Source organism: Citreimonas sp., assembly GCF_042096055.1.
In the GTDB taxonomy this organism is placed as follows: domain Bacteria; phylum Pseudomonadota; class Alphaproteobacteria; order Rhodobacterales; family Rhodobacteraceae; genus Citreimonas.
This window is the reverse complement of the sequence record NZ_JBELMH010000040.1, coordinates 1-5,091: the sequence shown is the minus strand read 5'-3', so window position 1 is coordinate 5,091 and position 5,091 is coordinate 1. Positions and strand designations below refer to the sequence as shown.

Here is a 5,091-nt window from a genome sequence, read left to right as displayed (position 1 = left end):
CGTAGAAATAGAGCGAGCTGACCTCGGTCGTCGCGGAAGCACCCGCGCCGTCCAGGAACGAGGCCATGACGGTGGCGGTCTCGGAAAGCGCGGGGATCATCGCCTCGAGCGTACCGTCCGGTGCCATCCGGTGCGTGATCATCAGGCCCTGGTGGTGCAGGGTTACGCGCTCGTCCGCGCGGCAGGGCGCGGACAGCGCGACGCGGATCATCGCGCCCGCCGCCGGTTCCGCCGTCATCTCGGGTGTGCAGGCGAAGCCGGTCGCGGCCTGCGTGGCCTGCGGCAGGGCGGGCCGCACGCTACTGGTATCGCCGGTGTCGAGCGCGACATGCGTTTCCGGCAGGTCGGCCGCAGCCATCTCGGCCGGCAGGGTCGGTTCGCCGCGACGGGCCGAGGTCATCTCGACATCCTCGAGGTGGATCGCCGGAGCGATGCGGGCGAGTTGCGCGGCGCGCTCGTCTTTCTGCATTGCGTAGCCGATCGCGATGGCGCTGAGGAACGTCGCGCAGGCGAGGATGTAAGTCTTGAGCCGAGCCATGATCGCAATCCGATACCCGATGTTGGTAAAGGCTTCGCAATCAAAGATGGCAGGCATTGGGCAACGCCGCGAAACAATCGGGGCGTCGCTGCAGGTTTGGCGCCGATCAACCCGGCGCGGCGATGGCCTTCGCTAGAGCGGTGTCAGGCGAGGCGACCGTGGCAATGCTTGAACTTCTTGCCCGACCCGCAAGGGCAGGATTCGTTGCGCGCGGGATTGCCCCAGGTCGAGGGATCGGTCTCGTCGAAGCCCTCGCGCGGGGCCGAGGCAGGCGCCTCGGCCAGCGCGGTGTCGCCACTGGCTTGCGCGGTGGCCGCAGGCGCGGCGCCGGCCGGCGCGGCGCCCGTGCCCGGCGACGGGTCCGGTGCCTGAGCAGCCTGCCCGGCCTCGGCCTGCTGGCGCAGCTGGTCCTGCTGCGCCTGAAGCTGGGACAGCATCACGCGTTGCTCTTCCTTCGAGATCGGACGGACCTGAGCCAGCTTGCGGGTCACTTCCTCGCGCAGGCTGTCGAGAAGCGTCTCGAACAGCTGGAACGCCTCGGTCTTGTACTCGTTCAGCGGGTCGCGCTGCGCGTAGCCGCGGAAGCCCACGACCGAGCGCAGATGCTCGAGCGTCACTAGATGCTCGCGCCACTTGCCGTCGATCGTTTGCAGCAGAACCTGCTTTTCCACCTGGCGCATGGTCTCGGGGCCGAAGGCTTCGGCCTTCTCGGCCATCAGCTTGTCGGATTCCTGCTCGAGCCGCTCACGGATCACGTCCTGGTCGACGCCATCCTCTTCGGCCCAGCCGATCAGCGGCAGGTCGAGGCCCAGGCGTTCCAGAACGGCCGCGTAGAGGCCCTGCATGTCCCATTGCTCGGCATAGGCCTTCTGCGGCGCGTAGGCGTCGACGAGGTCGTCGATCACCTGGTGGCGCATATCCTGAACGATCTCGGCGAGATCCTCGGCCTCCATGATCTCGCGGCGCTGGCTGAAGATCACCTTGCGCTGGTCGTTCATCACGTCGTCGAACTTCAGCAGTTGCTTGCGGATGTCGAAGTTGCGCCCCTCGACCTTGGCCTGCGCGCGTTCGAGCGACTTGTTCACCCACGGATGAACGATCGCTTCGCCCTCTTTCATGCCGAGGCTGCTGAGCACCTTGTCCAGCCGGTCCGACCCGAAGATGCGCATCAGGTCGTCCTCGAGCGACAGGAAGAACTCGGACCGGCCCGGGTCGCCCTGCCGTCCCGAGCGGCCGCGCAGCTGGTTGTCGATCCGGCGGCTCTCGTGCCGCTCCGTGGCTAGGACGAACAGACCGCCGGCTTCCTTCACGGCCTTCTCGTCGGATTCGTGCTGGGCCTCGATCTCGCGGCGGATGTCCTCGGGGTCGCGATCCGGGTTGGCGGCGATGGCCTCGAGGATCTGGAAATCGACGTTCCCGCCCAGCTTGATGTCGGTGCCGCGGCCGGCCATGTTCGTGGCGATCGTGACCGCGCCCAGCTTGCCGGCATCGGCGACGATCTGCGCCTCCTGCTCGTGCTGGCGCGCGTTGAGGACGTTGTGCGGCAGGTTCGCCTCGGTCAGCAGCTGGCTCAGCGCCTCGGACTTCTCGATCGAGGTGGTGCCGACCAGCACGGGCTGGCCCTTCTCGTGGGCCAGGCGGATCTGCTCGACGATGGCGGCGTATTTCTCGCGCCCGGTGCGATAGACCTTGTCGTCCTCGTCCTGGCGGGCGATCGGCTTGTTCGTCGGAACCTCGACCACGCCGAGGCCGTAGATCTGCATGAATTCCTCGGCCTCGGTGCTGGCCGTGCCGGTCATGCCCGACAGCTTCTCGTACAGGCGGAAGTAGTTCTGGAACGTGACCGAGGCGAGCGTCACGTTCTCGGGCTGGATCTTGCAGCCTTCCTTGGCCTCAATCGCCTGGTGCAGGCCGTCGGACAGGCGGCGCCCCGGCATCATGCGGCCGGTGAACTCGTCGATCAGCACGACCTCGCCGTCGCGGACGATGTAGTCCTTGTCGCGCTTGAACATCTTGTGCGCGCGCAGGGCCTGGTTGACGTGGTGCACGACGGTGGTGCTCTCGGGGTCGTACAGCGTCTGCCCCTCGGGCAGCAGGCCGCGGGCGTGAAGCTGGTCCTCGAGGAACTCGTTGCCCTCGTCAGTGAAGGTCACGTTGCGCTGCTTTTCGTCGAGCGAGTAATGCTCGTCCGTCAGCAGCGGCGCCAGCTGGTCGATCTGCTGGTAGAGGTCCGAGCGGTCCTCGGACGGGCCCGAGATGATCAGCGGCGTGCGCGCCTCGTCGATCAGGATGCTGTCCACCTCGTCCACGATGGCGAAGTAGTGATCCTTCTGGTTCATCTGGCTCAGTTCGGACTTCATGTTGTCGCGCAGGTAGTCGAAGCCGAGCTCGTTGTTGGTGGCATAGGTGATGTCGGCGGCGTAGGCCTCGGACTTCTCGGCCTCGGGCTGGCGTGGGTAGACGACGCCGGTCTTCATCCCCAGCGCGCCGTAAACCTTGCCCATCCACTCGGCGTCGCGCTTGGCGAGGTAGTCGTTGACGGTGACGATATGGACCCCGCGCCCGGTCAGTGCGTTGAGGTAGGCAGGGAAGGTCGCGACCAGCGTCTTGCCCTCGCCCGTCTTCATCTCGGAGATATTCCCCTGATGCAGGAAGATGCCGCCCATCAGCTGGACGTCGAAGGCCCGCAGCCCCAGCGCGCGCTTGGCGGCTTCGCGGCAGTTGGCGAAGGCCTCGGGCAGCAGGTCGTCCAGGCTCTCGCCCTTGGCGTGCCGCGCCTTGAGATCCTCGGTCCGCGCGATCAGGCCGGCATCGTCCAGGGCCTCGAACTCGGGCTCGAGCGCGTTGATCTTCTCGACGATCGGGCGCGTGGCCTTGACCTTGCGGTCGTTGGGCGTGCCAAACACCTTGCGCGCGATATTTCCAAGCATGATCGGCCTGTCCTGTCTGACGTCCTCTTGTGCGGCATCTGCTTGCCCGCCTCGCACATGAGCCATATGACGGAGGAAATCGTCGGCCTCGCAGAGCCACCACGGCGATGTAAGGGGCGGGCCATAAAGTGTCAACGCCGCCATGGACGCAGGCCCCGACCCGCCCATGATACGCGATCGAACCATTGAAGGAACGGAAACGATGTCGAAGATGACCCTCCGCCTTGCCGCCGCGGCGCTGGCCGTTTCGCTGGCCGCCCCCGGCCACGCGCAGGACGAACCCACCGCCGACACCGTCGTCGCCACCGTCAACGGCCAGGACGTCACGCTGGGCCAGATGATCATGATCCGCGCCTCGCTACCCGACGAGTACCAGCAACTTCCGCCGGACGTGCTGTGGCAGGGCATCCTTGACCAGATCGTGCAGCAGGAAGTGCTGGCGCAGACCGACATGGCGACCGAGACGCGCCGCGTCCGCACCGCGCTGCAGAACGAGCGTCGCTCGCTGCTGGCCTCCGAGGTGATCGGCCAGATCGCCGAGGGCGCCGTGACCGACGAGGCCGTGCGCGAAGCCTACGAGGCGCAGTTCGCCGAAGCCGCGCAGGGTTCGGAATACAACGCCTCGCATATCCTGGTCGAATCCGAGGAAGAGGCGCAGGCCATCGCCGAGGAGGTCCGCGGTGGCGCCGATTTCGCCACCGCCGCGCGCGAACGGTCGACCGGCCCGTCGGGCCCCAACGGAGGCTCGCTCGGCTGGTTCGGCCCCGGCATGATGGTCGAGCCGTTCCAGCAGGCGGTCGAGCAGCTGCAACCGGGCGAGATCTCGGACCCGGTACAGACGCAGTTCGGCTGGCACGTGATCAAGCTGAACGAGACCCGCACCGCCGAGGCGCCCGAACTCGACGAGGTGCGCGGCCAGATCGAGAGCGAGCTGCAGCAGCAGGCGGTGCAGGAATTCATCGACGCCCGCGTCGCCGAGGCCGAAATCACCCGCACCGCACCGGGCGAGATCGACACTTCGGCGCTCAGCGACCTCGACCTGCTGCAGGACTGACATCATGGCGAAACCGGCCCCGCTCTCTCCGCTCGCCCCGGCGGCGTTTCCCGACCTGCCGGTCATCGACGGTGCGCGCTTCGCCGCCGTCGAGGCCGGCGTGCGCTACAAGGGGCGCCGCGACGTGATGCTGGCGCTGCTCGATCCGGGCAGCGTCGTGGCGGGCGTATTCACCCGCTCGGCCACGCGCTCGGCGCCGGTGCTGGACTGCCAGGACAAGATCGGCGGAGAGGCCAGCGAAGGCGCGGCGATCATCGTCAATTCGGGCAATTCCAACGCCTTCACCGGCAAGAACGGCCGCGACGCCACGGCCGCCGTTACCGGCGCCGTGGCGAAGGCGGTCAGCCTGCCCGAGACGCGCGTCTTCTCCTCCTCGACCGGCGTGATCGGCGAACCGCTGCCCCACGACCGGATCACCGCCAAGATCGACGACCTGGTGGCGGCGCTGTCGGCCGAGGGGCTGCCCGACGCCGCGCGGGCGATCATGACCACCGACACCTTCCCCAAGGGGTCGTCGGCCACGATCGACACGTCCGACGGGCCGGTGAAGATCGCCGGGATCGCCAAGG

3 protein-coding genes and 1 pseudogene are annotated in these 5,091 nt (G+C 67.5%); 2 read left to right on the top strand and 2 right to left on the bottom strand.

Features of this window, described 5'->3' with window-relative positions:
- A pseudogene (locus tag ACFDTC_RS10470) lies at positions 1–538 on the bottom strand (translocase); the annotation flags it as partial.
- 143 nt (positions 539–681) lie between these two features.
- Complete coding sequence (secA, locus tag ACFDTC_RS10465; protein WP_375258822.1) at positions 682–3,468, bottom strand: preprotein translocase subunit SecA; 2,787 nt, start codon at positions 3,466–3,468, stop codon at positions 682–684.
- 202 nt (positions 3,469–3,670) lie between these two features.
- Here secA and ACFDTC_RS10460 point away from each other — a divergent pair, with 202 nt between their 5' ends.
- Complete coding sequence (locus ACFDTC_RS10460; protein ID WP_375258821.1) at positions 3,671–4,522, top strand: peptidylprolyl isomerase; 852 nt, start codon at positions 3,671–3,673, stop codon at positions 4,520–4,522.
- Between the two features lie 4 nt (positions 4,523–4,526).
- A partial coding sequence (locus tag ACFDTC_RS10455; protein ID WP_375258820.1) for a bifunctional ornithine acetyltransferase/N-acetylglutamate synthase occupies positions 4,527–5,091 on the top strand: 565 nt, incomplete at its 3' end.

Bases quoted from the DNA above. Each gene is read 5' to 3' on its own strand.
- secA (WP_375258822.1), bottom strand. From the start codon at position 3,468: ATGCTTGGAAATATCGCGCGCAAGGTGTTTGGCACGCCCAACGACCGC.
- ACFDTC_RS10460 (WP_375258821.1), top strand. From the start codon at position 3,671: ATGTCGAAGATGACCCTCCGCCTTGCCGCCGCGGCGCTGGCCGTTTCG.